The sequence below is a fragment of the Vagococcus carniphilus genome, from assembly GCF_014397115.1.
Lineage (GTDB): Bacteria > Bacillota > Bacilli > Lactobacillales > Vagococcaceae > Vagococcus > Vagococcus carniphilus.
On the sequence record NZ_CP060720.1, the window covers coordinates 551,433 to 577,211 of the forward strand.

The 25,779-nt window shown below is 32.8% G+C and carries 27 protein-coding genes and 1 pseudogene; 18 read left to right on the forward strand and 10 right to left on the reverse strand.

Going from position 1 to position 25,779, the window contains the following annotated elements; translation table 11 throughout:
- Positions 1 to 6: 6 nt before the first annotated feature.
- Positions 7 to 624, reverse strand: coding sequence for a DsbA family protein (locus tag H9L18_RS02860; RefSeq protein WP_185847384.1), 618 nt, complete (start codon positions 622 to 624; stop codon positions 7 to 9).
- Positions 625 to 718: 94 nt separating this feature from the next.
- Positions 719 to 1,315 (reverse strand): CYTH domain-containing protein, encoded by a 597-nt coding sequence (locus H9L18_RS02865; protein WP_126791241.1) that lies wholly within the window; start codon positions 1,313 to 1,315, stop codon positions 719 to 721.
- Between the two features lie 135 nt (positions 1,316 to 1,450).
- Between H9L18_RS02865 and yjbM the strand changes: the two genes are divergently transcribed.
- From yjbM to H9L18_RS02890, 5 genes and pseudogenes are all read left to right on the forward strand, one after another.
- Positions 1,451 to 2,140, forward strand: coding sequence for a GTP diphosphokinase (yjbM, locus tag H9L18_RS02870; protein WP_185847383.1), 690 nt, complete (start codon positions 1,451 to 1,453; stop codon positions 2,138 to 2,140).
- Positions 2,137 to 2,931, forward strand: a complete 795-nt coding sequence (locus tag H9L18_RS02875; protein WP_126791236.1) for an NAD kinase — start codon at positions 2,137 to 2,139, stop codon at positions 2,929 to 2,931. The genes yjbM and H9L18_RS02875 overlap by 4 nt, the downstream gene beginning before the upstream one ends.
- Positions 2,932 to 2,945: 14 nt before the next feature.
- Positions 2,946 to 3,832: pseudogene (locus H9L18_RS02880) on the forward strand (RluA family pseudouridine synthase).
- A gap of 16 nt (positions 3,833 to 3,848) precedes the next feature.
- The gene (gene mgtE / locus H9L18_RS02885; RefSeq protein ID WP_126791232.1) at positions 3,849 to 5,216 is read left to right on the forward strand and encodes a magnesium transporter; all 1,368 of its coding nucleotides are present in this window, start codon (positions 3,849 to 3,851) and stop codon (positions 5,214 to 5,216) included.
- Between the two features lie 115 nt (positions 5,217 to 5,331).
- Positions 5,332 to 6,237 carry a magnesium transporter CorA family protein gene (locus H9L18_RS02890; RefSeq protein ID WP_126791230.1) on the forward strand — a complete coding sequence of 302 codons (906 nt, stop codon included), beginning with the start codon at positions 5,332 to 5,334 and terminating at the stop codon, positions 6,235 to 6,237.
- 47 nt (positions 6,238 to 6,284) lie between these two features.
- On the opposite strand, the gene H9L18_RS02895 is transcribed toward H9L18_RS02890, so the two are convergent.
- Positions 6,285 to 6,929 (reverse strand): copper homeostasis protein CutC, encoded by a 645-nt coding sequence (locus H9L18_RS02895; RefSeq protein ID WP_126791330.1) that lies wholly within the window; start codon positions 6,927 to 6,929, stop codon positions 6,285 to 6,287.
- Positions 6,930 to 7,053: 124 nt separating this feature from the next.
- On the opposite strand from H9L18_RS02895, the gene H9L18_RS02900 reads away from it, so the two are divergent.
- The 4 genes from H9L18_RS02900 to recD2 all read left to right on the forward strand — a co-directional run bounded on the left by H9L18_RS02900 (position 7,054) and on the right by recD2 (position 11,821).
- Positions 7,054 to 7,917 carry a methyltransferase domain-containing protein gene (locus tag H9L18_RS02900; protein WP_126791228.1) on the forward strand — a complete coding sequence of 288 codons (864 nt, stop codon included), beginning with the start codon at positions 7,054 to 7,056 and terminating at the stop codon, positions 7,915 to 7,917.
- A 220-nt stretch (positions 7,918 to 8,137) separates the two neighbouring features.
- Entirely contained in the window at positions 8,138 to 8,641 is a 504-nt protein-coding gene (gene trmL / locus H9L18_RS02905) for a tRNA (uridine(34)/cytosine(34)/5-carboxymethylaminomethyluridine(34)-2'-O)-methyltransferase TrmL (protein ID WP_126791226.1), read from the forward strand.
- Positions 8,642 to 8,655: 14 nt separating this feature from the next.
- The gene (locus H9L18_RS02910; RefSeq protein WP_126791224.1) at positions 8,656 to 9,276 is read left to right on the forward strand and encodes a histidine phosphatase family protein; all 621 of its coding nucleotides are present in this window, start codon (positions 8,656 to 8,658) and stop codon (positions 9,274 to 9,276) included.
- A 31-nt stretch (positions 9,277 to 9,307) separates the two neighbouring features.
- Complete coding sequence (gene recD2, locus H9L18_RS02915; protein WP_126791222.1) at positions 9,308 to 11,821, forward strand: SF1B family DNA helicase RecD2; 2,514 nt, start codon at positions 9,308 to 9,310, stop codon at positions 11,819 to 11,821.
- A gap of 43 nt (positions 11,822 to 11,864) precedes the next feature.
- On the opposite strand, the gene H9L18_RS02920 is transcribed toward recD2, so the two are convergent.
- The gene (locus H9L18_RS02920; protein WP_126791220.1) at positions 11,865 to 12,818 is read right to left on the reverse strand and encodes a diacylglycerol/lipid kinase family protein; all 954 of its coding nucleotides are present in this window, start codon (positions 12,816 to 12,818) and stop codon (positions 11,865 to 11,867) included.
- 163 nt (positions 12,819 to 12,981) lie between these two features.
- Between H9L18_RS02920 and H9L18_RS02925 the strand changes: the two genes are divergently transcribed.
- The gene (locus tag H9L18_RS02925) at positions 12,982 to 13,536 is read left to right on the forward strand and encodes an NADPH-dependent FMN reductase (protein ID WP_126791218.1); all 555 of its coding nucleotides are present in this window, start codon (positions 12,982 to 12,984) and stop codon (positions 13,534 to 13,536) included.
- Positions 13,537 to 13,590: 54 nt separating this feature from the next.
- On the opposite strand, the gene H9L18_RS02930 is transcribed toward H9L18_RS02925, so the two are convergent.
- Entirely contained in the window at positions 13,591 to 14,049 is a 459-nt protein-coding gene (locus H9L18_RS02930) for a GNAT family N-acetyltransferase (RefSeq protein WP_126791216.1), read from the reverse strand.
- Between the two features lie 163 nt (positions 14,050 to 14,212).
- Between H9L18_RS02930 and H9L18_RS02935 the strand changes: the two genes are divergently transcribed.
- Complete coding sequence (locus H9L18_RS02935; protein WP_126791213.1) at positions 14,213 to 14,731, forward strand: QueT transporter family protein; 519 nt, start codon at positions 14,213 to 14,215, stop codon at positions 14,729 to 14,731.
- Between the two features lie 54 nt (positions 14,732 to 14,785).
- Here the strand turns inward: H9L18_RS02935 and cbpA are convergent, their stop codons facing one another.
- On the reverse strand, positions 14,786 to 15,424 hold the full coding sequence (gene cbpA, locus H9L18_RS02940; protein ID WP_126791211.1) for a cyclic di-AMP binding protein CbpA: 639 nt from the start codon (positions 15,422 to 15,424) through the stop codon (positions 14,786 to 14,788).
- Positions 15,425 to 15,586: 162 nt separating this feature from the next.
- Here cbpA and rpmG point away from each other — a divergent pair, with 162 nt between their 5' ends.
- The 5 genes from rpmG to nhaC all read left to right on the forward strand — a co-directional run bounded on the left by rpmG (position 15,587) and on the right by nhaC (position 19,325).
- On the forward strand, positions 15,587 to 15,739 hold the full coding sequence (gene rpmG / locus H9L18_RS02945; protein ID WP_126791209.1) for a 50S ribosomal protein L33: 153 nt from the start codon (positions 15,587 to 15,589) through the stop codon (positions 15,737 to 15,739).
- 121 nt (positions 15,740 to 15,860) lie between these two features.
- Positions 15,861 to 16,028 carry a preprotein translocase subunit SecE gene (gene secE, locus H9L18_RS02950; RefSeq protein ID WP_126791207.1) on the forward strand — a complete coding sequence of 56 codons (168 nt, stop codon included), beginning with the start codon at positions 15,861 to 15,863 and terminating at the stop codon, positions 16,026 to 16,028.
- A 113-nt stretch (positions 16,029 to 16,141) separates the two neighbouring features.
- Entirely contained in the window at positions 16,142 to 16,684 is a 543-nt protein-coding gene (gene nusG, locus H9L18_RS02955) for a transcription termination/antitermination protein NusG (RefSeq protein WP_126791205.1), read from the forward strand.
- A 61-nt stretch (positions 16,685 to 16,745) separates the two neighbouring features.
- Positions 16,746 to 17,594 carry an alpha/beta fold hydrolase gene (locus H9L18_RS02960; protein ID WP_126791203.1) on the forward strand — a complete coding sequence of 283 codons (849 nt, stop codon included), beginning with the start codon at positions 16,746 to 16,748 and terminating at the stop codon, positions 17,592 to 17,594.
- 354 nt (positions 17,595 to 17,948) lie between these two features.
- Positions 17,949 to 19,325, forward strand: coding sequence for a Na+/H+ antiporter NhaC (nhaC, locus tag H9L18_RS02965; protein WP_126791201.1), 1,377 nt, complete (start codon positions 17,949 to 17,951; stop codon positions 19,323 to 19,325).
- A 48-nt stretch (positions 19,326 to 19,373) separates the two neighbouring features.
- Here the strand turns inward: nhaC and H9L18_RS02970 are convergent, their stop codons facing one another.
- The 4 genes from H9L18_RS02970 to sdaAB all read right to left on the reverse strand — a co-directional run bounded on the left by H9L18_RS02970 (position 19,374) and on the right by sdaAB (position 22,953).
- The gene (locus tag H9L18_RS02970; RefSeq protein ID WP_126791199.1) at positions 19,374 to 20,684 is read right to left on the reverse strand and encodes an MATE family efflux transporter; all 1,311 of its coding nucleotides are present in this window, start codon (positions 20,682 to 20,684) and stop codon (positions 19,374 to 19,376) included.
- 190 nt (positions 20,685 to 20,874) lie between these two features.
- Entirely contained in the window at positions 20,875 to 21,396 is a 522-nt protein-coding gene (locus tag H9L18_RS02975; protein WP_126791197.1) for a putative glycolipid-binding domain-containing protein, read from the reverse strand.
- Between the two features lie 6 nt (positions 21,397 to 21,402).
- A complete protein-coding gene (sdaAA, locus tag H9L18_RS02980) occupies positions 21,403 to 22,275 on the reverse strand; it encodes an L-serine ammonia-lyase, iron-sulfur-dependent, subunit alpha (RefSeq protein WP_126791195.1) in 873 nt (290 codons plus the stop codon).
- A gap of 12 nt (positions 22,276 to 22,287) precedes the next feature.
- Positions 22,288 to 22,953 (reverse strand): L-serine ammonia-lyase, iron-sulfur-dependent subunit beta, encoded by a 666-nt coding sequence (gene sdaAB, locus H9L18_RS02985; protein WP_126791193.1) that lies wholly within the window; start codon positions 22,951 to 22,953, stop codon positions 22,288 to 22,290.
- 246 nt (positions 22,954 to 23,199) lie between these two features.
- Here sdaAB and H9L18_RS02990 point away from each other — a divergent pair, with 246 nt between their 5' ends.
- Both H9L18_RS02990 and recA read left to right on the forward strand, forming a co-directional pair.
- Positions 23,200 to 24,435, forward strand: coding sequence for a competence/damage-inducible protein A (locus H9L18_RS02990; protein WP_126791191.1), 1,236 nt, complete (start codon positions 23,200 to 23,202; stop codon positions 24,433 to 24,435).
- A 91-nt stretch (positions 24,436 to 24,526) separates the two neighbouring features.
- Entirely contained in the window at positions 24,527 to 25,579 is a 1,053-nt protein-coding gene (gene recA, locus H9L18_RS02995; protein WP_126791189.1) for a recombinase RecA, read from the forward strand.
- Positions 25,580 to 25,779: the final 200 nt, after the last annotated feature.

Below are 25,779 nucleotides of genomic sequence, written 5' to 3' on the forward strand. Positions count from 1 at the left end.
CCTTTTTTAGTGTAAATGAAGACGGTCATCATCATTAATAGATGACAATCTTTCGCAATCATAGTCTGTTTTAAATAAATCTTGAATTATTTCTTTAGGTGTATGCTCACTCACTAAAACACCAAAATCTCTTTCACAGTTGTAATTGAAGATTACGGCATCAGAAAATGAGTTAATCCCCATCTCGTGAGCAACTTGTTGGTCTATTTTGAAGAAATCAACGATTAAAGGTGATTGTCTATCTGCTGTATATAGATTGATATCAACTTTTAAGTCCATAAGAATATCATGAACTAGTTCTTTAGAATAAGTACATTGTTCTTGCCCAACTTTTTTTTGTAATTCGAATAAAAATTTTCTGCCAATTTGTTTTCCTTGTAATTGAACAGCTTTGAAATCTAGACAAGCAGAATAAATAGTAGTGAATAATTCATTTCTAAAACCTAAATCTGCCGTTGGCATGTGGTAATCAAGTAAATAGTTTTGAATGACCCTAGGATTTAAAATCGGAATGATTCTAAAATGAATTTTTTCATTTTCTTTTTGAATGATATCTAAAAATTTCTTTTCAGAATTTAAACTGTGTTTGTCTAACGGATTAATAAATAAGTAAATTTCGATCAATAGCAACGCCTCCTAACCAATACGCCACTTCCCTAACCATCTATAATTTATCAAATAAACGTTTAAAGGAAAAGGAAAAGGCTTGTGAAAATTATTACGCCTCAGTCTGTTGTTTATATGCTAACATGCGGGCTATCTTTTTATCTGCATGACGCACTGGAATGTGATGCTTTTTAAGGATATCTTTAAAAATAAGAGAACCTTCTTTTACATCAGTCACTTCCATTTCTAGCTCATAATCTGTTTTACCATAATAAAGACTCTTATCTAAAACTAGTAAAACGTTTGACTGAAGACTAACTTCCCCTCGAGTAGTCGTTAACTGTCCAATTGGTTGTAAACTGGAGAGTTGAATCCCTTCATGAATCAAATACTCAGCTACTTCACTTGTTTCTAATGAAATTTGTTCTACTAAAGAAAGTTCTGAAGTAAAAGAGCTTAAATAATCTGTTACTTCTAATAAGGTATGTTGATTAGAAGTTGGAGTTTTTAAAGTAAACTCAGTGGTGCTATTAGATAATCTAATTCGAAGCCCCATTTTTTTAGCTTTAAGTTTAAAATCGGGCGTGTCAAAATAAATATTTGTTTGTGTTTTTAAAGAACTTTCAGATAATTGATATTCGGCTAATAAACTATCATATTCTTCTTTGTTAAGCATGTTTTTAAACTCAATTTCCATTTCTTTAGACATATAGCCACCTCATTTAACATTTTACCTGTTTTTTAAAAGAAAAACAATTTTTAACTTGTTTTTCTCTGGCTAACGTTTTATTATCACTTATGATAAAATAAACGGTGTATGCTTAAGAATAAGGGCGTGAATAAGATGACAGAGAATGAATGGAAATTATTTCTATCACCATACGAACAAGCTGTTTCAGAGTTAAAGGTAAAACTAAAGAGTATTAGACAACAGTATAAGGAAAATAATTTGCACACCCCCATTGAATTTGTCACTGGTAGAGTTAAATCGGTTGAGAGTATTGTGACTAAAACAAAAGTTAGAAAAGTTAATCTGAATCATATAGACAGTGATTTACAAGATATTGCTGGTTTGAGAATTATGTGCCAGTTTGTTGAAGACATCTATGAGGTAGTAGATTTACTAAGACAAAGAAATGATTTTAAGATTGTTCAAGAAAGAGATTATATTGCCAATAAAAAAGCAAGTGGTTATCGTTCTTATCATTTGGTGATTGAATATCCGGTCCAACTTATTACAGGTGAAAAAAAGATTTTAGTTGAGATTCAGATTAGAACATTAGCGATGAATTTTTGGGCAACCATTGAACATTCTCTTAACTATAAATATCAAGGGGAATTTCCAGAAGAAATTAATACTCGTTTAGAGTTAACGGCAGAAGCCGCTTATCTTTTAGATGAAGAAATGTCTAAAATAAGAGATGAGATTCAAGAAGCACAGCACCTATTTACATATAGAGGACCAAGAAAAAAACAAGAATCTGATTCTTTAGAGAATCAAGAAAAAGAAGATGGGGAGGTTCATGATGAATGAAAATAGCTGTTGTTATGAATGACTCTCCTAAGTCACTTAAAGTAGGAAAAGAGTTAAAACAAAAATTAATTCAAGAGGATTTTGAAATAACGAAGGATAGACCAAATGTTGTTATAACCGTCGGAGGAGATGGCACTTTGTTGAATGCGTTTCACACTTATGTGGACCAGTTAGATACAGTGCGCTTCATTGGAGTTCATACAGGTCATTTAGGATTTTATACGGATTGGCGTGATTATGAAATTGATCAGCTAATTAAAAGCTTGAAAGAAGATACTTCTAAAAGCGTGACGTATCCTCTTTTAGAGGTTGAACTAAACTACTCTGATTCAGAAAAATCTAAGAAATATTTAGCATTAAATGAAGCGACTGTGAAAAATTTGGACAAGACGATGGTTGCAGAAGTTTATATAAAAAATGAGCTTTTTGAAACATTTAGAGGTGATGGTTTATCGGTGTCAACACCGACAGGTTCAACAGCTTATAGTAAAAGTTTAGGTGGAGCGGTTCTCCATCCAAGAGTAAATGCGATTCAATTAAATGAAGTAGCCTCAATCAATAATCGAGTTTATCGCTCACTAGGCTCCCCTATGATTATTGCAAATGATGAGTGGATTCATTTAGATTTGAAACGTGGGGATAGTTATCAACTTCATATTGATCATTTTGTGATGAATCAAGAAAATTTATCATCGATGACATTGAAGTTATCAGAAAAAAGAATTCAGTTTGCCTCTTATCGTCACACTCATTTTTGGCGTAGAGTAAATGATGCCTTTATTGGTGAGTGAAGGAGCTAGAAAAGATGAAGTTTAGTTGGCAGGTAGAGACACCAAAAATGAAATTAAAGTCATTTTTAAAAGAAAAAGGTGTATCCAAAAAATTGTTGGCAAAAATAAAGTTTCAAGGGGAACTTTATTAGTTAATGGCAATGTTCAAAATGCGCTTTATGAAGTATCATTAGGAGATGAAGTCGTTATTATCATACCTGATGAAGGAGAGCACGAAACACTCCTTCCAGATAATCAACCGATTGATATTGTTTTTGAAGATGAGCATCTATTAGTAATTAACAAACCAAGTGGTGTGGCGTCTATTCCAGCACAGTATCATCCAAAAGAAACAATGGCTAATCGAGTGAAACACTATTATAATGAACAAGACTATGTTAATCGTGTTGTTCACGTTGTAACAAGATTAGATAGAGATACGACAGGATTAATGTTGTTTGCCAAACATGGATTTGCTCATGCGATGCTTGATAAGCAATTACGAAGTGGTACGTTGAAAAAATATTACACTGCATTAGTGGCAGGGCAAATAGATAATCTGTCCGAGCAAGCAACAATTGATTTACCAATAGGCCGTGATATGTCATCTATCATTAAGCGTCAAGTGACATCAGAAGGTCAATCAGCAGTAACTGATTATTGGTTAGAAAATAAAACAAAAGAAGTCGCTCAAGTTGGTATCCAACTTCATACTGGTCGAACACATCAAATCAGAGTGCACTTCTCAGCGATTGACTGTCCTCTTTTAGGCGATAGCATGTATGACGGAAGAATGGATTTGGGTGTGACTAGACAAGCACTTCATTGTACAAAATTAGAGATGGAACATCCCTTTACAAAGGAACAATTAATATTAAATCAACCTTTACCAAAAGATATGAAAACCATTATTACTCGATAAAATAGGAGGCAACCTTATGAATGAAAACGTAGAAATGGACCAACAATTTGAATTTTTAAGGCGATTGCTTCATGAAGATAAAATGGCTGAATTTAGAGATATATTTTTGGATTGGCATATTTATGAACAGGGACAATTTTATTTTACGTTAGATGAAAAAGAGCGTCATCGTCTTTATACTTATTTATCTCCAAAAGAAATAGCAGATATGTTTGACGTGATTGAAGAAGACCATGAAGACATGGAAGATTATTTAGCAGAGATGTCTCCACGATATGTTGCAGATATGCTAAACGAAATGTATACAGATAATGCTGTGGATTTATTGAATCAGCTAGATAAAAGAGAAGTGGCGAAATACTTAAGTTTGATGAAGTCAAAAGATGCTATCAAAATCAAAGAGCTACTTGGATATGAAGACAAGACGGCTGGATCTATTATGGCAACGGAGTATGTTTCAATTGTCGATAATCAAACAGTTCGTTCGGCATTAAATTTGTTAAAGAAAAAGGCGCAAGAAGCTGAAATTATTTATTATGTTTACGTTGTAAGTGAAACTAATCGTTTATTAGGTGTTATTTCTTTAAGAGATTTAATTGTGGCAGAAGATGATATGCTTATTTCTGATGTGAAAGAAGAGCGGGTTATCTCTGTTAATGTGGCAGATGACCAAGAAGATGTTGCGAAAACTATCAGAGACTATGATTTCTTAGCCGTTCCAGTTGTGGACTCTGAGGATCGTCTATTAGGGATTATTACTGTTGATGATATCATTGACGTTATTGATGATGAAGCTGCTAGTGACTACTCTGGACTTGCCGGAGTTGACGTTGAGGCGATTGCTGAGACTCCTCTAAAAGCTTCAATGAAACGCTTGCCTTGGTTGATCACTTTATTATTCTTAGGGATGTCTACGGCAACTTTAATTAGTCACTATGAAGTGTTAATCAATGAAGCAAGTATTTTAGCCGTTTTTATTTCGTTAATTACAGGTACAGCTGGGAATGCTGGTACGCAGTCACTAGCCGTAGCTGTTAGAAGATTAGCTATTTCAGATGACAAAGACCCAGGTTTTTTTAAATTAATATTAAATGAGGTCTTAACAGGTGCTATTACAGGTAGTGTAACAGGAATTGTTATCTTTGCTGTTGTTGGTTTTTGGAAGCACAATTACATTTTAGGATTTGTTATTGGTGTCGCAATGTTCTGTGCTATTACTGTAGCTAATTTAGCAGGAAGTTTTATTCCGATGTTGATGGAAAAACTGGGGTTTGACCCGGCCGTAGCGAGTGGACCATTTATTACAACACTAAGTGATTTAACAAGTGTATTAATTTACTTTAATATAGCTAGTCTTTTTATGGGCTTTTTTATAGGAACTTGATGAACGAAAGAATGTAGTTTTTTGTCTAAGCTACATTCTTTTTTTATTGTTTTGAGACGTTAAAATAAGTGGTATGGTATGATTAGAACACAGTGAATTTTTGGGAGGATAGAAGATGTTACTAGAACATAAAATAAATCAAAAAATGAAGTGGGTGGAAACTAATCAACTGACGGAACATGAAAAGAACGTCATGCTAAATGATTATGATATCCCATTAGAAATATTAGATTATGTGACAGATATTTATGAACAAAGTAATTATATTCATGATCCAGTAGAAGGATTAAATTTAGTGATTGTTCATATCCCAACAAAATTAGATGAGCAGAATCGATATATATCAAGGCCAGTTAGTTTTTTAATCAAACAAGATATACTGTTTACCTTTAACGAAGGAGAAACGGTTATTGCTAATGAGTTATTGAAGAAAAAAATAATTTTAACGAATGAGTACACACCAACAACATTTATGTTAGAAGGTTTAAATATTTTAGTAGATAGTTATATTCCTGTATTAAGAGAAATAACGAAACAACGTCATAAACTAGATGATTTGTTAACGAAACGTTTAACAAATCGTGACCTGATTAAGCTATCCTATTTACAACAAACATTGACGTTCTTTTTAAGTGCCACAGAAAGCAATGTAGATGTGTTAAATCTATTGACTAAATCACGTTTTGGCCAACAATTTTCGGAAGTTGAAAAAGAACGATTAGAAGATGCGTTAATTGAAGCAGAACAGGTAGCACATATGACAGGTTTAGAAGCACAAATTGTTAATAAAATTTCTCAAATATTTGATAGCATTATGAATAATAACTTAAATGATACAATGAAATTTTTAACTGTTTGGTCATTAGCGTTGGCTATACCAACTTTGATTACAGGCTTTTTTGGAATGAACATTAATTTGCCTGAGTTAGATAATACTTACGGTTGGCTTTACTTAATTTTATTTTCAGTTCTTCTTATTATCTGGTTGATACTTGCGCTAAAGAGAAATCGGAAAATGTAAAAAGGTTGCCGCAGAAATTATTTCTGTGACAACCTTTTATTTTTTTGTTAACTAAATGGTAATTCAACAATTTTAGTTCCGTGAACTTCTTTCACTTGTAAAAATGAAACCACAGAATCTACGTTTTTGTAATCAATACCGCCACCAGGCAATAAAATGATTCGATTGTTAGCGTAAGAAATTAAATCATTGATATACTCTAAATTTTTCTCAATAGGAGTACCACTCATTCCACCATGAGTTAAAATTCTATCCACATGACGTTTAGATAGCCAATCAATTGCTTTAAATTGATTATCACGGCTCATTTGATCAAAGGCCATATGAAAAGTCACTTGCATGCCATCAGCAGCATCTAATAAGATATTCATAGCTTCTTCATCAATCCAATTATTTTCATTTAAGCAACCAATGACAATGCCGTCAACACCTAGCTGTTTTGCTTCATAAATGTCAGCTTCCATAATTTTGATTTCTGTATCAGTATAAACAAAATTCCCTCCACGAGGGCGAATAATGACTCTTACAGGTACTTGTTTTTCAGAACAATAGGCTAAAGTTTCAACCATTACACCTTTACTCACAGTTGTTCCACCTACTGCTAAGTTATCACATAGTTCAATTCGATTTGCACCAGAAGCAATCGCATTTGGAATATTAGTAAAATTTTCGGCACAAAATTCTTTTATAATCACGAATGAATCCTCCAATTTGTTTAATCTTAAGTTAAGAATAGTATAGCATAAAGGAGATACTGATTACTCTTTTTTTATGATAGAATAAGGATAATATTTAACAAGGGAGTCAGTTAAAAAGATGTTGAAGAAAAAAATAGAGTATGGAATAGACTTTTTAGAGCAACATTTAGCTATTTTTAAATGTCCGAAATGTCATCAAAGTTTTAAGGAAATAAAAAATAATAGCGCCATTTGTCAAAACAATCACCACTTTGATTTATCAAAAAAAGGAACTCTTCATTTTCCTAATCATCATATGACAAGTGATTATGATAAGGAGATGCTAACTAGTCGAAGAAAGATTATTCAAAAAGGCTTGTATCAACCCATAGAAGATCAAATATTAATACTGTTAAGTGAGTTAAGCCCAGATAGTTATGTGGTAGACATGGGATGCGGGGAAGGTAGCTTTGTTAATCGCTTAAAGAGCCAAGAAAAAAATCCTTTAGCGTATTTAGGATTTGATTTATCTAAAGAAGGAGTTCAGTTAGCCAGTGATTTTTCTAAGGATGGATTCTTTTTTATTGGTGATGTAACAAACATGCCATTTGAAGATAACAGCATTGATATTTTATTGAATATTTTTTCACCTAGTCATTACGAAGAAATGAATCGGGTTTTAAAACCAGGTGGAATGATGATTAAAGTTATTCCTGAAGCGATGTATTTAAAAGAAATGAGAGAGCTTTTCTATCATGATAATCCTGAAAAACAAAGTTATTCGAATGAAAATGTATATGAAAAATTCAAGAAAGATGTTAGTTTAGTGAAAGAAGAACGGTTAACTTATGCTTTTCCTGTCTCAAAAGAAGACTACGAAGACGTCTTAATGATGTCTCCAATTCATTGGGGAAGTACTGAAAAAGCTAAAATATATGCGAAAGAACATCCATTTGAAGAGTTAACCATTGATGTGAAAATATTAATTGGAAAAAAATCATAATTTTCACATTCTTGGTTGTGTTAATTCTAAATAGGTGCTATACTGTTGTAAAGTCATTTTCAAAGGTTTTTATCAGATTCCTGTTCTGATAAAAGTTGTTGAGGGATGGCTTCCCATCAACGTAACGACTCGCAGTGAACTGACACCGAGGCGATACGTTTTTTTTTATGTAAAATTATGAGCAAGTACAGATAAATTGATATAGAAAGAAGTTAAACGAATGAATCATATTGTCCTTTTTGAACCACAAATTCCTGCTAATACGGGAAATATTGCAAGAACTTGTGCTGCAACTAATACACCACTTCATTTGATTGAGCCTTTAGGCTTCTCGACAGATGACAAACATTTAAAAAGAGCCGGATTAGATTACTGGCATGATGTTAATATTAAGTACTACCCTAATTTGGAAAACTTTTTAGAAACGATTAAAGGAAAAAATCTTCACTTAGTTAGTAAATTTGCTAGAAAAACATATAGTGATGTGAACTATGATAATGGTGAAGATCATTACTTTATATTTGGTAAAGAGACAACGGGTTTGCCAGAAGAATTTATGAGAGAGTACGAGGAAAACTGTATTCGTATTCCGATGAATGATGAACATGTTAGATCCCTCAACTTATCTAATACTGCTGCTTTAATTATTTATGAAGCACTGAAACAACAAGGATTTCCTAATTTAGAGAAAACACATATTTACGAAAACGATAAGCTTAGCTAGAAAGGGTTTAGTAAATGAAACTATATTTCACACGACACGGTAAAACAGAATGGAACCAAGAAATGAGACTACAAGGAATGCATGGAGATTCTCCATTACTTCAAGAAAGCTTTGAAGAAATTGAAAAGTTAGGTCAACATTTAAAAGAAATTCCTTTTACGATGATTTATAGTAGTCCTCTAAAACGTGCCAAAATGACAGCAGAAGGTATTTGCTGTGAGTTAAATCAAAAGCCAAGTATTGAGTTTGCTTCAGAGCTAAAAGAATTGGGGTTAGGGAAATTAGAAGGGCAGAGAATTATTGATAGCCGAGAAAAGTATCCTAAAGAGATGTGGACCTTACGAAATGATCCTAGTCAATATGATCCAACACCTTTTGACGGTGAGATTTATGAAGATATGTTAGCAAGAAGTGTTGGTTTTGTTCACGAGGTTGTTTCTAATACAGAAACAGGCCCAGTTTTATTTGTTAGTCACGGAGTTACATTAGGTGGCTGTATTCAAACCTTGATAGGAACACCTTTAAATGAAGTTAGAAAACAAGGTGGACTGTCGAATAATAGCCTGACAATTGTGGATTATACAGATGGAATATTTACGTTAGACGTGTGGAATGATTCAAGTTTTTTAAATTAGTATTCAATCAATCTGAAGGGAGGTTGCCCTTATTTTTAATGAAGAAGAAACTGAAAAAAATTACATTGTGGGACAAGTAGTAACTACTTTTTTTGAAAATGCAACTAATTTTTATAAAGTGTTACTTGTTAACGTGAAGGAGACGAACACGTCTTATACAGCACAAGAAATTGTCGTCACGGGGACATTTGGTCAAATTCAAGAAGATGAGTTGTATCGATTTTATGGTGATATTGTTAATCATCCTAGGTACGGAGAGCAGTTGAAAGTAGATAGTTACCAACAAGATAAACCAACTTCAGCTTCAGGTATGATCAATTATTTATCAAGTGATAAATTTCCAGGAATTGGTAAAAAAACGGCAGAAAATATAGTGGATTTACTTGGAGAAAATGCCATTGATAAAATCATTGAAAATCCAGAAATTTTAAGTGAAATCAAGGGGTTAAATGCCAAAAAAATTGCTTTATTAGTTGAAACGATTAAAGAAAATTATGGCATGGAACAAGTTATTTTAGGTTTAAATCAATATGGTTTTGGTAATCAATTAGCCTTTAGCATTTATCAATTTTATAAAGAAGAAACCCTTCAAATTATTAATGAAAATCCATATCAGCTAGTTGAAGACATCGATGGTGTAGGATTTAAAAAAGCAGATGCGTTAGCTGAACAAATTGGAATCAGTGCAGAATCTCCTCAGAGAATTAGAGCAGCCATCGTTCATGAATTGTTTCAAAGTTGTTTAAATTCAGGTAATACCTACATGGAAGCAAGGCAACTTCTAGAAGTAGCGATAACTACTTTAGAAAGCAGTCGACCAGTTGAAATTAAGCCAGCTGATGTGGCAGATGAGATGATTCGTTTAGCAGAAGAAGGCGTTATCATTCAAGAAGAAACTAAACTTTATGAGAAATCTTTGTATTTTTCGGAAGTAGGTATTACAACTTCTATTAAGCGTTTATTAAAACGAAAAAAAGAAATTTCTTATCCTAAAAAAGAAATTGATACGCAGATTAAAGCAATTGAGAAGCTATTTGATATTCAATATGGAAAATCTCAAATACAAGCAATCAAAGAAGCAATTACTTCTCCGTTTTTCATACTAACGGGAGGACCGGGAACAGGGAAGACAACTGTTGTTAACGGAATTGTCACTCTTTTTGCTGAATTAAATGGTTTATCATTAGACTTAGAAGATTACACACAAGAAGTCTTTCCAATTCTTTTAGCAGCCCCAACAGGCCGTGCGGCAAAGAGAATGAATGAAATGACAGGTTTACCAGCAAGTACTATTCATAGGTTACTGGGGTTAACAGGCCGCGAGAAGGAAGTTCTTGAAGAAGCGAAAGAGCTTGAAGGTGGTCTTTTAATTGTAGATGAAATGTCTATGGTGGATACGTGGTTAGCTAATACATTACTGAAATCTATCCCAAATAACATGCAAGTTATTTTTGTAGGGGATAAAGATCAGCTACCTTCAGTTGGACCAGGGCAAGTATTAACTGATTTGTTAGCAGTAGAAGAAATTCCTAAAAGAGAGTTAACGGATATTTACCGCCAAGAAGATGGTTCGACAATTATCTCTTTGGCTCATAGCATTAAAACAGGCCAGATGCCTCCTGATTTAACTAAAAATCAAAAAGATCGTTCTTTTATTCCTTGTTCTGTTAACCAAATTGAATCGGTGGTTCAGCAAGTTGTATTAAGAGCAAGTGATAAAGGTTTTTCTCCTCAAGATGTTCAAGTTTTAGCGCCAATGTACCGAGGAAAAGCTGGAATTGATCAATTGAATCAAATGATGCAACAAATATTAAATGATAACGATGATGGTACAAGAAAAGAAGTAAAGTGGCTAGACAAAGTTTACCGTATTGGAGACAAGGTACTACACTTAGTAAATAGTCCTGAATTCAATGTTTTTAATGGAGATATGGGAGAAATTACTGGGATCACTTATGGAAAAGAGACTGAAGATAAGATTGATGAGATGACGTTATTATTCGATGAAACAGAAGTTACTTATAAACGTCAAGAATGGAATAAATTTACACTTGCCTATGCTTGTTCGATTCATAAATCTCAAGGTAGTGAATTTCAAATGGTTATTCTTCCGTTGGTGAAACAATATGGCCGAATGCTACAAAGAAAGCTAATTTATACGGCTGTTACAAGAAGTAAAGATTTTTTAATCTTACTTGGAGAAGTTGAGGCTTTTAAATATGCTATTGAGAGTGAAATGATTCCTAGACAAACAACGTTAAAAGAACGCTTAATTGAAACAGATGCGACACTTCAATTACAAGAAACGAAAATGAATCAGTATGAAGAAGAAAAGATAGACGAAGTTAAAGAAGAGCTAAAAAAAGAAACAAAAGAACCAGTTAAACAACCTAAAGATAATTTAAGTTCTATTTCATTATTTGAAGAGGAAGCTGAAAAGAGTGAACCTATTAGTTATGAATTAACGATGGATTTGGTAACAAAAGGTAAAATTGATCCAATGATTGGAATGGAAAAAGTAAGTCCATATGATTTTATGACATAGTAAAAAAGACACTAAAAACAATAAATTGTTTTGGTGTCTTTTTTTATATCCAGAAAAGTCTTTTAGTTAACTCACAAGAAATGGTATAGGATTCCTCACCGACAATTTCTCCATCTGTTTGAGCAAACTGGTCACTAGGTGAAGTAACTTCTAAATGAGTTGTTTTAAAATGATGAATGTATTTAGAAGTTAAATGAGTTTTAGATAAAATTCTTACGGCTAAGTAAATAATTTCAAAAATATTTACTTTTTCAACTAACACAACACTAATCTCGTCATTAAAAGGACTAGCAGTTGGATCAATAGCGACACCACCACCAAAATAAGGATGATTGGTGATAGAGCATAAATAACCTTGATCGAAATGAAACGACTGTTGATCTGTTTTAAATGAGATAGGAAATGCTTTTTGTTTACTCACAACTTTAAAAATAGCTGCTAAATAAGATAAAGAACCTAAATGTAGCTTATTTAAGAATCTTTTTGTTTTTGAGTGATTAGCAGTGCTAACAATATTAGCGTCTAAACCAATGCCGATATTATTGAGAATAAAGCGAACTTCATCTTGCTCTTTGAACCAAGCTCGAATCATGTTGACAGGTTGAGGTTCTTTTGCAAAAAGAATTCGATCAATGGCTTCTTTCGTTTTTCTGGAAAGAGAAATACCACGAGCAAAATCATTACCAGATCCACCAGGAATATAAGCAATTGGGATATTAGGAAAGGCTTGTAAAACATTAATAACCTCATGCAAAGTTCCATCACCTCCTAAAACAACTAGTAAAGGAAATGGTTTAGTCGAATGATTCCAATCGATTAATAATGTATCTAAAAGATCACTTGTAATTTTTTTTTCATGACCTGCGTATTCAGTAAAGTAAGTTGTATAGGTAATGTCTTTTTCTTTTAAATAGTTTTCCGTTGTTGCAAGTACTTTTTTGGCATTACCAGAACCAGCCTGAGTATTAACAACTATATGTAAGGTAAATCTGTTCATTTTTGAATCTCCTTTTTAACCAATAAGTTTAATATACCAAAAAAAAGATTCTTATGTCATTATTTTAGTTTTTTTGAATCATATCATTTGCTAAAAATACAAGTTATCACTATACTAAAGTAAGTGATAGAGAATAATTAAAAATGAGAGGAAATGAATTAATATGAGTAAAAAAATTGGAATGATTGTAGGAAGTACAAGAAAAGGTTCTTTTAACCGAACAATTGCAGAAAGTGTTGCTTCATTATTCCCAGACAAATTTGAAGTTGTTTTTCCTGAAATTGGTCACCTAGAAATGTATGAACAAGATTTAGATGATGAAGGTCAAACGCCAGAATCATGGAAAAAATTCCGTGAAGAAATTAAAAATTTAGATGGTGTTATTTTTGTGACGCCAGAATACAATCGATCAGTACCACCTGTTTTAAAAAATGCCATTGATATTGCCTCAAGACCATATGGAGAAAATGTATGGGATGATAAACCAGGAGCAATCATAAGTGCTTCACCAGGAGCAATTAGTGGATTTGGTGCAAACCATCATTTAAGACAAATTTTAACATTCGTTAATGTCCATACAATGGCACAACCAGAAGCTTATTTAGGCTCTGTGATGAATTTTATTAATGAGGATGGTAGTGTTAAAGAAGATACAGTTAAGTTCTTACAAGTTATTACAGATGCTTATGTAGCTTGGTTTGAAAGATTAGAAAAATAAACTTTAAATAAAAAGGCTGTGATTTAAGTTTTTACGCTTAATCACAGCCTTTTTTTATAGGTTTAAACGTAGACGAATCATGTCTCTTAAGACAAGTCCATTTTCTACTATTTCTTCACTATAATGATGAATGAAAAAATCAGTATCGATACTTGAAATTCGAAAGCCTACTTTTTGATAAAGATAAAGTTGACCAATACTCGTCGAACCAGTTCCAATTTCTAATGTTCGGTAATAATTTTTCTTAGCATAATTAATAGCAAAGTCTAACATTTGCTGACCAATACCTTGTTTTTGAAAGTTAGGTTCAACTGCTATATTAACAATTTCCAAGGTTTCAGGTCTTGTAGGTAATAAGACAATCGTTCCAACTAATTTCTTATCTAAAGTTACTTCATAAGTAAATCCTCGATGAGTATAGTCGTCCACTAATTTTTTTGAAGGGTCAGCATCTAAAAGAAGTTCATAATGAGGGTCAGTCAGTTGAGTTAGTTCATTAAATATAAGATTCATAGTAATTCTCCTTTTATTTTTATTATATAGGTCATAGGAGTAGGACTCAAATTATTTTGACAATTTAAAGATTAAGGAGTACGATAGTGTCGTTGCATTTTTAGCAACCGCAGTTCATTGATACCATCCTGCGATAAAAAAACTAGGAAGGAGAAAAAAGAAAATGGAAAAAAGAGCAGTACAAACGAATACCCAAGTGATTATTTTTAATGGTTTATTAGCAGCACTGTACATAATTTTAACGGTTGTTGTAGCACCTGTTGCTCAAGGTCCGATTCAGTTTAGAATTTCGGAAAGTTTAAACCATATTGTTGTATTTAACAAAAAATTATTATGGGGTGTTTTTGGTGGAGTAGTCATGTTTAATTTATTTTTCTCAACAGGAGGTCTGTTGGATGTTTTATTTGGTGGAGGACAAACGTTACTAGCGTTACTGTTAACCGCCTATTCAGAAAAATGGATTAAAGATACGAAAAAAAGAATGGTTTTTAATACCATTGCCTTTTCTCTGAGTATGATTTTAATTGCTATTATGATTTGTATTTTAAGCAATCAAGCAATCGGCTCAGCCTTTTTCTGGGGAACTTATGGTTCATTATTCTTAAGTGAATTAGTCATCATGAGTGTATCAGCCCCAATGATTTATTATGTGAATAAATACGTTCATTTTGATCGGATTTAAACGGAAAATAAAACAAAAGAGAGTAGCTTAAAGCTAGCTCTCTTTTTATTATGATTAATTTTGTGTTAAATCTTCTACTTCAGCTACGAAAAAGTCTTTCTTTTCAAGAGCTTTAACGATAATATCACAGGTTTCTTTATCTGTTCCCGCTGGTAAAGTAACGATTGTTCTACGAATGTATTCGTCTTTACCGACATCTAAAGTAATACAGCTTGCAATATCAGAGTGTTTAGAAATAATTTTTGTCATAGTAGCTAGGTCACCTTTTTTACCTGTTGATGCCACAGTTAAAGCGAAGCGTCCTTCATTAATATTCCATGACTGAGATAAAATACCTAGTAAACTACTATGAGTTAAAATACCATAAAACATATTGTCGTTATCTAAAACAGCAATATATGGAAGTTCTTTAATTGTAAAGAAAATTTTGAAAAACGATGAATTCAAATGAATGAATTTTGTCGCATTTTTAATCAAATGTGTTACAGGTAATGACATATCTCCACCGTTTGCTTTGTGGCGATAAATATGCATTTTATAAATATTTCCTCTGAAAATCTTTTCAGATTCATCTAGTACAGGAACACAACGAAAGCCTGATTGTTCAAGAATTCCAATGGCTTCTTCTAACGTACAAGATTCATTGACAGTTGTTAATTGTCGTTTAGGTATACAAACTGATTCAATTAGCATAATAAAGATCTCCCCTCATTTTTTCATTATACAGTAATAATAACATATCTATTTTAAGAAACAAAACAAGTTTTTTTCTTTTTTACATCGTTTTTTAATTGACACTATGCTAAAATGATGATAAATTTATGAAATTATGAAAAAGAGTAGGAGGTTACTACTTTGGCAACTAAAAAATCAGCACTAGCTTGTTCAGAATGTGGTTCTAGAAATTATTCTAAAGCTGTGAATGACGCTAATCGTACAGAACGTTTAGAAGTAAAGAAATTTTGTAAGTATTGTAAAAAACATACACTACATCGGGAAACTAAGTAAAAAAAGTCATCGTTAAGAATGACTTTTTTTGCTTGAATCAATGATTGTTTAAGAGTATACTAAAGAGTGTCTAATGGCTTTTTTGTTTTTAATATAAGTACGAAAAAAAGGAGTGCCCGAAATGAAATTTTTAAAAAGCGTTAAAGTAGAAATGCAAGAAGTAACATGGCCTTCAAAAGCTAAGTTATCAAAAGACGTTGTAACAGTTATTCAATCGACTCTTTTATTCGCAGCATTTTTCGCTGTTTCAGACTTTGCTATCGATTTTGTTATGAAGTTATTTGTCTAAGAGATATATGACTAGCAATAGAGATATCAGAGTGGTATAATACAACCAAAGGAAAAAACTTCGCAAAAAGCTGAGGTTTTTTTATTTTATCAAGAAAAGGCGGGAAAAACCAAATGGAATCATTTGAAAAACATTGGTATGTACTTCATACATATTCAGGTTATGAAAACAAAGTTAAAACAAATATTGAATCACGTGCGCAAAGTATGGGAATGGAAGATTTTATATATAGAGTCGTTGTGCCAGAGCAAGAGGAAAGAGAAGTAAAAAATGGTAAAGAAAAAATCTCTGCTAAAAAGACTTTCCCAGGTTACGTGTTAGTTGAAATGGTTATGACAGATGATTCATGGTATGTTGTTCGTAATACACCAGGTGTTACTGGATTCGTTGGTTCTCATGGTGCTGGAAGCAAGCCTGCTCCATTACTTGATGAAGAAATAGAACATATCTTACGTAAGTTAGGTATCAGTAAACGTCACGTTGAATTAGATGTTGAAGTAGGCGAAACAGTAACTATTATCGAAGGTGCATTCTCAGGCTTAACTGGAGAAATCACTGAAGTTGATAATGAAAAACAAAAACTTAAAGTAAACATTGATATGTTCGGTCGTGAAACAAGTACAGAATTAGACTTTGAACAAATTGACAAATTATAAGAATTGAGGGAGAGGATAATTTAATTATTCTCCTCTTTTTTTTATAAGAAAAGGAGTCGTTATGAAAAAATGGAAATTAATCCTTCTGACGCTCCCATTACTTTTTATCTTATTAGCTTGTAAAAAAGAGGCACCTCTTGAACAGCATCAAGTGACTCAAGAATCAGTACCAGAAAAAACAAGTATTCCAACAGTTTTTATTCATGGATATAGCGGAAATAAACAGACGATGAAAAGTATGATGGAGCGGTTCGAAGAAAAAGATTTTGCAGAAGAAGAATTATTAATTGAAGTAGCAAGTGATGGTCAGATCATTGATAAAAAACCTAAAAAAGAAGATTTTAAGAAGAACAATCCAATGATTCGATTAGTGTTTGAAGACAGTAAGAGTCATCAATGGAATCAAGCAGATTGGATCCAAAAGGCATTGTCGTATTTGAAAACAACCTATCAAGTCAAAGAGGTTAATCTTGTAGGTTTTTCTATGGGCGGGATTAGTAGTTTGTTGTATCTTGAAACGTATACAAATGACAGTATGCAACCTAAAGTAAATAAGGTTGCAACGATTGGGGCACCATTTAATGATTTTATCGAAAACAGCCATCAAGGGTTAGAAGATATTTTAGAAAATGGACCTGAAAACACTAGTGACCAGTTAGTCAATTATGAAAATCAGATCGATAATATTCCCAAAAATATCTCTTTCTTATTGATTGGTGGACAAAAATCTGATTCCGAACCTAGCGATGGGACAGTTCCACTGAGTAGTTCTTTAGGTATTTATTCATTGCTAGAAAAAAATCAGTACAAGGTTAAAAGTGAGGTTATCTTTGGTGTTAACGCTGCTCATAGCTCACTTAGAAAAAACGAGGATGTTGATAAATACTTATCGAATTTTTTATGGTTATGATTTAATCCTTGACTTTTAAATTAAGAACGGATAGGATATAAAACAAGATTTACTTTTTTAACCCAGTAGAAAATAAAATGTGAGCCTCAGAAAGTCGGTGTTTGCTGTGAACCGACCCACCTTATTTTTGAATTACACTAAAAAAGAAACATTCAAATACTTAATGAGACGAAACAAGAAATTGTTTTAAACTAAGGTGGTACCGCGATTACAAGTCGCCCTTATAGATAATACTATAAGGGCGGCTTTTTTTATTTATTAGGAGGAGAGAAAAATGTACAAGAGTTGTGGAGGAATTATTCGTTATCGTTGTTCTAGTAGTTGAGGTAAAAACATACTAGAGGAGAGATTAAGATGAATAAAAAAATAAGCCTATTAGAGGCAAGCATTGTGTTAAGTTTGATTATATTAAGTATTTCAATTGGTGTGATAGGTTTAAAATTATCACCTAATATTACGATTTTATTTGCTATAAGTGTGAGTATTTTTTATGTATTGATTAAAAGAATGCCAATGGAAATAATTAATAAGGGAATCGTTTCAGGTTTAAAACCAGGTATTATTCCGATTTTTATATTTTTATTAGTTGGGGCATTGATTGCTGTATGGATACAAGCGGGAATTATCCCAACACTTATGGTAGTTGGTTTTAAAATTATCAGTGTTAAATGGTTTGTTCCTTCCGTTTTTGTTGTTTGTGCCATTGTAGGTAGTGCAGTAGGTAGTGCGTTTACGGTTATGTCGACTATCGGAATTGCCTTTTTTGGCATTGGAGCGACGATTGGATTAAATCCAGCTCTGGTTGTTGGAGCAATTGTTTCTGGTTCTGTTTTTGGAGATAAGATGTCACCATTATCTGAATCAACTAACTTAGCCTCAGCTATAGCAGGAGCAGATCTTTTCAAACATATCAAACACATGATGTGGTCCACAGTCCCAGCATTTGTTATTTCTCTTATATTATTTGCTGTATTTGGTATGAGTAATGCTAATGCAGATTTAAGTGGTATTGATACAGTTATTACTGTACTTGAAAAAAACTTCTCTATTTCTTTTTGGTCAATTATTCCAATCGTTTTAATGCTAGCGTGTGCTTGGAAAAAAATTCCTGCAATTATCACGATTTTATTAAATGTTATTGTTGGAATTATCATGATTCTGATTCAATCGCCAACAGTTGGAATTGCTAAAATCGCTACAATGGTCGAAAAAGGATTTGTATCTGAAACAGGTAATCAAGAAATTGATTTGTTACTATCTAGAGGTGGAATTGATAGTATGATGCCAACTGTTTCGTTAATTATATTAACCTTATCTTTAGGTGGTATTCTAATGGAGATAGGTCTAATCACTACAGTTATTGAAGCTTTGGTGAAAAAATTAAATTCAACTTGGCAACTAATAGTTATTACATTATTCTCAAGTATTGGAGTCAATATTTTTATTGGAGAGCAATTTTTATCAGTGATTTTACCTGGAAATGCGTTTAAAGGTGCTTACAAAGAAAAAAATCTCGATCCTGTTGTTCTAGGGAGAACACTTGAAGACGGGGGAACTGTTATAAACTACTTAATACCTTGGGGAATTGCTGGAAGTTTTGTGGCGAGTACATTTGGCGTTCCTACACTTACGTACCTTCCATTTGTTTTCTTTAGTTTATTGTCACCAGTATTTTCTATTGTCAGTGCAGTAACAGGAATAGGCGTCACTTATATAGAAGAAACTAATTAAAAAAGTTGCAACAAAGGCCCATTACGCTTTTGTTGCAACTTTTTTTGATTAAATAAAAAGAGATAATTTTTTCTTATAGAAATAAGAGAATAACCCGCTAACTATCAAATTGAAGACACCTAATAGTATCAAAATAGTTAAAAAATGAAGTGCATTTATTAAGGATAAATAGATAAATAAAAAGCTTAAAGTCATCACACTAAGAGCAGTAATTTTTAATGTGAGAGATTCAAACCCAAGTGCTTGCAAACTATATTTATGAACTTCATAAAAGGGTCTACTTCCTTCAACTAAAATAACCAAAGGGAAGTAGAGTGAAGCTAGTTTAATTAGATTGGTATCCTTAGAGAAAAATAAAAATAAATCTCCTTGAATTAGCCACGTTATAGTAATCAAAAAAAGATACAGGGCTAGAATAATAAGTAGTGCTAGCCGTGGTAAAACCAACAAATCTTGTTGTTCTTTTTTTGCTATTTTTTCACCTATAAAAATAATTAAACCATGACAATACATAAACATGGGAGTTAGTGCTAGTTCCGTCAAATACTTAGAAAGAACATAACTGGAGTATAAAAGCGTGCCTGATTGACTTAATAAGGAGGTAATCAATAAACTTAAAAAAGTGCCTTCAATTAACTCTTGAATAAACAAAGGTATACTTTTAAAAAATAAAAATTTCTTTTTAGTAGAGGTTGTATGTAAGAGCATAATTAGCTCTTTTTTTATCAGAATGATATGACAAATAAGAGTTAAACAGACTGTTGTGGTAGAAGCTAAAGCTATACCTAATACTCGACTATCTCCTGAAAAAACATGGGTTGTTAAAATATAAGCTATCAAAACTTGAAAAAGACTAGAAAAAATACCAATTAAAAAAATAGTTTTAGTTTTTTTATATACTTTTAATTGATTACTAAAAGCAAAAATGAGCATAGTAAAAATAAGCTTGAAAGAGATGATAAAAGTATATTTTTCTCCTAGTAAAAGCAGTGTTCCGTTAAGATGAAAGAAGTAAGCTAAAATAAAAGGCATACTAAGCCAAATAAAAAGAATTGAAAAGAATCCAATAATCAAATTTAATTCAATGACAGAACGAAAAAAGTCATTGAAAGCTGTTTTATCAGAGTCTTTGATTTGAGACGAATAGATATTAAAAGAAAGAGTACCAGCACCTAGAATACCTAAAAGTGAAAAGATAAGAAGGTCTACCATATTTGTGATAGCAATTGCGTTAATTGAAATATGACCAGTGATTCGAGCCAAAAAAAGAGCAATTAAGCTATTGAAAAATTGATTAAAAACAAGAGGCAGAGAAAAAGAATGAAGATTTTTAATAAGTAAATAGTGATGTTTCCGCATAATAGAAGCTCCTTTGTCAATAATTTTTGAGCAAACTAAATAAGCATAGCTTACTTAATTTAAAAATTATTGTTTAGGCGCTGTCATAAAGAACATCCACTCCTTAAAGGTGTTTTATTAAGTTTACACCACTTGTTTATTATTTACAAAAAAGACTTAGGCACACAATTAAGTGTGTCTAAGTCCATTATTAAATGATGCGTTTAAATGCATTAGGGTAGTCGACAACAATTCCATTTTTATCAACGGTCAATTGATTGCTGTAATTCGTCTCCATATTTTCATAAAGAATAAAATCAGTGTGAAAAGAATAAGTTTGATGACAAATGTTAGCTTGTTCTTTTTTTACATCAAGAAACAACATAGGAAAAGTTTTCTTTTGACTACTTGATTCTTTCATAAAATTGATTGGCAAAGTATTAGTAAATGGCGTCATTGAGATATCTATAAAATCAATAGATTCATCAGTTATTAGTGGTTCTTGGTTAATAAACCAAAAAGTATCTGATTTTTCACCACTTAAAATAATTGCTTTATTTTTTGTAATTTTAAATCGATTGACTGACCAGTCTGGATTAATGGTTATACCAATTTCAAAAAAGGTCTCACCAGATTGAATAGTTGAATTATAAATAATTAGTGACTCAGATAATATCAAGTCACCTTTTTCAATAGCGCCTGTTTCAATATTAAAAAATTCAATCGATTTCATTTTCGCTTAACCTTTTGGATATAATTTATTAGTAATCGCCATACCAGTTTTAGTTGTTGCTAAACCACCCTCTGCAGTTTCTTTGAAGATACTAGGCATTTGCATGCCAACTCGGTGCATGGCTTCAACGACTTCATCAGGAGGAATAACACTTGTGATGCCGGCAAGAGCCATATCTGCTGAAACGTAAGCTTGAGAGGCACCAAGAGCATTTCGTTTAACACATGGCACTTCCACAAGTCCTGCAACAGGGTCACAGATAAGACCCATCATATTTTTAATTGTAATAGCAACAGCTTGAGCAGACTGTTCAGGTGTGCCACCACATACTTCAACAAGAGCAGCACTAGCCATAGCACTAGCAGAACCTATCTCTGCTTGACAACCACCAGCAGCACCACTGATAGAAGCATTATTGGCAATAACTAATCCAAAAGCGCCTGCTGTAAAGAGGAAATTAATTTGTTGCTCACGAGTTAAGCCTCTTTCTTCTGTTAAAGCAGATAAAACTCCGGCTGCAACACCAGCACTACCAGCAGTAGGTGTGGCACAAATAAGTCCCATTTCAGCGTTAACTTCATTAACTGCGATTGCATTTCTAACAGCTGATAAAATTGTCTTACCGCCTAAATAATTACCTGACTTGATGTACTCATCCATTTTAGTAGCATCCCCACCAGTTAAACCGGTAACGGATGTGACACCTTTAACCCCTTTTTCAATAGAAGCCATCATCACATCAAGATTTTTTCCCATATGTTCTAAAACGACTTCTCTTGGGTATTGAGACATTTCAATTTCAGTTTGAATCATGGCTTCATGAATAGAGCCACATTTATTTGCTAATTCTACTAATTCTTCAATTGATTGAAATAACATGCATCTTCCTCCTTAACCAAAGAAACTAACTTCGTCAATATATTCAATTTCTTTTAATAGTTCTGTTAAACCTTGTACTCGTTCATCTACTTCAATAATCATAATAGCCTTTTCACCTTTTGATTCTCTTGTAACTGTCATGGTGCTAATGTTGATATTGTGTTCAGACAACACATTAGTTACTTTTGCAATAATACCAGGTTTATCTTGATGAACTGTTAAATAAGTTGGAGTAGACATATCCAAATTAATTTTGAAACCATTAATTTCAGAAATTTGAATCGCACCACCACCGACTGAAATGCCTGTACAAGTCATTGAGCGATTTCCTGCTTTAACAACAATTTTAACAGAGTTTGGATGGTCTGCTTTTTCTTGCTTGGGAACAAAAGCAACATCCATTCCAGATTCATGAGCAATTTTTAAAGAATCTGAAAGACGTTCATCATCAGGCTCCATATCAAGTAAGCCGCCAACAAGAGCAATGTCTGTTCCGTGTCCGCGGTATGTTTTGGCAAATGATTCATATAGATAAAGATCAACTTTTTCAGGCTGTTCTCCAAAAATTTGACGAACAACTTTTCCGATACGTGCAGCTCCAGCAGTATGCGAGCTACTTGGACCAATCATGACGGGTCCGATAATGTCAAAGACACTTTTATATTGAGCCATATTCATTCTCCTTGCTTCTATTTTTCTATTTGTATTCTAACATGATAACGCTTATTTTCCATTCTACAATGATGATTATTTGGTAATTTTTTTTTAATAAATCTTTTGATTGGAAAAATTTGTTTGTTTTAAGTAACAAATTTTTCATTTTAACCATTGAAAAGTGCGAAAAGCTAAAAGATTCTTCTACTTTAATAGAGTGTGATAAAATAAAGCAAGTAAAAAAGCGTATATTGATTGTGAGGTAAAAATATGAAAGCGGAAATTATTGCAGTAGGAACAGAAATATTATTAGGTCAAATTGTTAATACGAACGCAGCTTACTTATCTCAGTATTTAACTAATTTAGGGTTTGATATATATCATCAAGAAGTGGTCGGAGATAATGAAGAGAGGCTATTAAAGGTTCTTGATGAGGCAAGTAAACGCTCAGATTTAGTTGTTGTCTGTGGTGGATTAGGACCAACTGAAGATGATTTAACTAAACAAACAGTTGCTAAATATGTCGGAAAACCATTAGTTTATGATGAAGAGGCTCTGGCACACGTTATTGACTTTTTTAAATACTCTAAAAAACCAATGACTGAAAATAATAAACAACAGGCATTGACAATTGAAGGAGCTAAAACGATTCAAAATAATGCAGGTTTAGCTTGTGGTTTATTTTATGAAAAGAAGAGGACACGTTACCTTTTATTACCTGGTCCACCAAGTGAAATGAAGGCTATGGCAGAAGATGGTGTGACACCATTATTAAGAGAAATTCTCCCTAATCATACAAAATTAGTTTCAAGATATTTACGTTTTATTGGAATAGGAGAATCTCGATTAGTAACGTATTTAAAAGAGTTAATTGATAATCAAACAAATCCAACCATTGCTCCTTATGCCAAATCCAATGAAGTTATGTTAAGAATTACAGCAAAATGTGAGTCTGAAGAACAAGGTAACCAAATGTTAGACGTAATGGAAAAAGAAATTAATCAACTAGTTGGAGGTTATTTCTACGGTTATGGAGAAAATCTTACTATGGAAGAAGTAGTGGTCTCTTTATTGAAAGAAAAGCAGCAAACATTAACCGTTGTGGAAGGATTAACAGGAGGATTGTGTCAAAATCGTCTAACTGATATTCCGGGTAGCTCAAGTGTTTATCCTGGTGGCTTCATTACTTATTCCACAAAAAGTAAAGCTGATTTATTAGGTTTATCAGTTGAAGAATTGGAATCAAAAGGTGTTTATAACCAACAGACAGTTGAACAACTAGCTATTCAAGGGAGTAATCGCATGAAAACCGATTATGCTCTAGCTATTATAGGCATAGCAGGTCCAACAAATGAGGAAGATCAACCTGTTGGCACACTTTACTTAGCTTTAAAAACACCAACTACAGTGTTGAGTGAAACCATGATTATTAATAGGGAAAGAGACTATATTAGAGATGGCGCTGTAAAACATGCTTTTAACTTGTTAAGAAAACACTTAGAATAAAAAAGCGAATATTTGTTCGCTTTTATCTTGCTTTTTTTTAATAAAGAAAGTATTATATTAAGAGAAGAGAGAAACCAAAGGAGGCACATTGATGTCAGATAACCGTAAAGCTGCCTTAGATGCAGCGTTAAAGAAAATAGAAAAAGATTTTGGTAAAGGATCAGTTATGAAGTTGGGTGAAAAGGTAGATACACAAATATCTACTATTTCAAGTGGTTCATTAGCGCTAGATTCAGCACTAGGTGTAGGTGGTTATCCAAGAGGACGAATTGTTGAAGTTTACGGTCCAGAAAGTTCCGGTAAAACAACAGTGGCTTTACATGCGATTGCATCTGTTCAAAAAGAAGGTGGAACAGCTGCCTTTATCGATGCTGAGCATGCTCTAGATCCTAAATATGCCCAAGCATTAGGCGTTAACATTGATGAGTTGCTTTTATCTCAACCAGATACAGGTGAACAAGGATTAAATATTGCAGAAGCATTGGTTTCAAGTGGTGCTATTGATATCGTTGTTGTCGATTCAGTAGCTGCTTTAGTTCCTCGTGCTGAGATTGATGGAGAAATGGGAGATACTCACGTTGGATTACAAGCTCGTTTAATGTCTCAAGCGTTAAGAAAATTATCAGGTACTATTAATAAAACAAAAACAATTGCTATTTTCATTAACCAAATCCGTGAAAAAGTTGGTGTTATGTTTGGTAATCCTGAAACAACACCAGGAGGACGTGCCCTTAAATTTTACGCAACTGTTCGTTTAGAAGTGCGTCGTGCAGAACAATTGAAACAAGGAACAGATATTATTGGTAACAGAACTAAAATTAAAGTAGTCAAAAATAAAGTAGCCCCACCATTTAGAATTGCAGAAGTAGATATTATGTATGGGGAAGGTATTTCACAAGAAGGTGAATTACTCGATATGGCAGCCGATAAAGATATCGTGAATAAGAGTGGAGCTTGGTACTCATATAACGAAGAACGTATTGGTCAAGGTCGAGAAAATGCGAAGAAATACTTTGCTGAACATCCAGAAATGATGGAAGAAATTTATCAAAAAGTAAGAGTGGCTTACAACATTGATGATGCAGAAGAAATACCTGAAGAAGATGAACCAGCAGAAGATTTAGCACTAGATTTAGAAGAATAGATAACATAGGAAAACTGCTAAATAAGTGAGAGAACTTATTTAGCAGTTTTTTATAATGAACACAAATATTATTTAAGTTGACACTCCTTTTAACAAAGCTTAAAATGGAGATTGTATAGTTTTGTTTTATACACTCATGCCTGTAGAGCATGATTCAGTAATATTTTACTTTTAATCTACACATAAAAATAATTAAAGAT

Bases quoted from the DNA above. Each gene is read 5' to 3' on its own strand.
- H9L18_RS02865 (WP_126791241.1), bottom strand. From the start codon at position 1,315: ATGTCTAAAGAAATGGAAATTGAGTTTAAAAACATGCTTAACAAAGAA.
- yjbM (WP_185847383.1), top strand. From the start codon at position 1,451: ATGACAGAGAATGAATGGAAATTATTTCTATCACCATACGAACAAGCT.
- H9L18_RS02875 (WP_126791236.1), top strand. From the start codon at position 2,137: ATGAAAATAGCTGTTGTTATGAATGACTCTCCTAAGTCACTTAAAGTA.
- mgtE (WP_126791232.1), top strand. From the start codon at position 3,849: ATGAATGAAAACGTAGAAATGGACCAACAATTTGAATTTTTAAGGCGA.
- H9L18_RS02890 (WP_126791230.1), top strand. From the start codon at position 5,332: ATGTTACTAGAACATAAAATAAATCAAAAAATGAAGTGGGTGGAAACT.
- H9L18_RS02900 (WP_126791228.1), top strand. From the start codon at position 7,054: ATGTTGAAGAAAAAAATAGAGTATGGAATAGACTTTTTAGAGCAACAT.
- trmL (WP_126791226.1), top strand. From the start codon at position 8,138: ATGAATCATATTGTCCTTTTTGAACCACAAATTCCTGCTAATACGGGA.
- H9L18_RS02910 (WP_126791224.1), top strand. From the start codon at position 8,656: ATGAAACTATATTTCACACGACACGGTAAAACAGAATGGAACCAAGAA.
- H9L18_RS02920 (WP_126791220.1), bottom strand. From the start codon at position 12,818: ATGAACAGATTTACCTTACATATAGTTGTTAATACTCAGGCTGGTTCT.
- H9L18_RS02925 (WP_126791218.1), top strand. From the start codon at position 12,982: ATGAGTAAAAAAATTGGAATGATTGTAGGAAGTACAAGAAAAGGTTCT.
- H9L18_RS02930 (WP_126791216.1), bottom strand. From the start codon at position 14,049: ATGAATCTTATATTTAATGAACTAACTCAACTGACTGACCCTCATTAT.
- H9L18_RS02935 (WP_126791213.1), top strand. From the start codon at position 14,213: ATGGAAAAAAGAGCAGTACAAACGAATACCCAAGTGATTATTTTTAAT.
- cbpA (WP_126791211.1), bottom strand. From the start codon at position 15,424: ATGCTAATTGAATCAGTTTGTATACCTAAACGACAATTAACAACTGTC.
- secE (WP_126791207.1), top strand. From the start codon at position 15,861: ATGAAATTTTTAAAAAGCGTTAAAGTAGAAATGCAAGAAGTAACATGG.
- nusG (WP_126791205.1), top strand. From the start codon at position 16,142: ATGGAATCATTTGAAAAACATTGGTATGTACTTCATACATATTCAGGT.
- H9L18_RS02960 (WP_126791203.1), top strand. From the start codon at position 16,746: ATGAAAAAATGGAAATTAATCCTTCTGACGCTCCCATTACTTTTTATC.
- nhaC (WP_126791201.1), top strand. From the start codon at position 17,949: ATGAATAAAAAAATAAGCCTATTAGAGGCAAGCATTGTGTTAAGTTTG.
- H9L18_RS02970 (WP_126791199.1), bottom strand. From the start codon at position 20,684: ATGCGGAAACATCACTATTTACTTATTAAAAATCTTCATTCTTTTTCT.
- H9L18_RS02975 (WP_126791197.1), bottom strand. From the start codon at position 21,396: ATGAAATCGATTGAATTTTTTAATATTGAAACAGGCGCTATTGAAAAA.
- sdaAA (WP_126791195.1), bottom strand. From the start codon at position 22,275: ATGTTATTTCAATCAATTGAAGAATTAGTAGAATTAGCAAATAAATGT.
- sdaAB (WP_126791193.1), bottom strand. From the start codon at position 22,953: ATGAATATGGCTCAATATAAAAGTGTCTTTGACATTATCGGACCCGTC.
- H9L18_RS02990 (WP_126791191.1), top strand. From the start codon at position 23,200: ATGAAAGCGGAAATTATTGCAGTAGGAACAGAAATATTATTAGGTCAA.
- recA (WP_126791189.1), top strand. From the start codon at position 24,527: ATGTCAGATAACCGTAAAGCTGCCTTAGATGCAGCGTTAAAGAAAATA.